Source organism: Delftia sp. ASV31 (assembly GCF_016428765.1).
In the GTDB taxonomy this organism is placed as follows: domain Bacteria; phylum Pseudomonadota; class Gammaproteobacteria; order Burkholderiales; family Burkholderiaceae_C; genus Comamonas; species Comamonas acidovorans.
In genome coordinates, this window is sequence record NZ_JAELTK010000224.1 from 1 (window position 1) to 405 (window position 405).

1 protein-coding gene is annotated in these 405 nt (G+C 61.0%); it reads left to right on the forward strand.

What is annotated here, in order from left to right:
* Window positions 1-17: 17 nt before the first annotated feature.
* The coding region (locus JHD82_RS29100) for a DNA cytosine methyltransferase (RefSeq protein WP_233174960.1) at window positions 18-405 on the forward strand (388 nt) is incomplete at its 3' end.

The window sequence follows — 405 nt, forward strand, 5'->3', positions numbered from 1 at the left end:
GCAAGCGAGTCCGTGCGTTGGCATGGGTCGTCATCAAGTGGGCGAAGGCGTGCAAGCCGCGCATCATCCACTTGGAGAACGTGGTCGAGTTCCAGGACTGGGGCAAATTGAACCGGGCTGGGAGTCCGTCGAAGGAGCACAAGGGCAAGACCTTCAAGCGCTGGGTGAAGCAGCTCGAGAACCTCGGGTATGTCGTTGAGTACCGCGAGATAGTCGCTGCCGATTTCGACACGCCCACCATCCGAAAGCGTCTTTACCTGATCGCGCGCTGTGATGGCGCACCCATTGTCTGGCCCGAAGCAACCCACTCGAAGGCAGGGGCCGCCGCACAGCGCTGGCGCCCAGCGCACGAGTGCATCGACTTTTCCATTCCGGCGAAGAGCATCTTTGGCCGGAAGAAGGAAC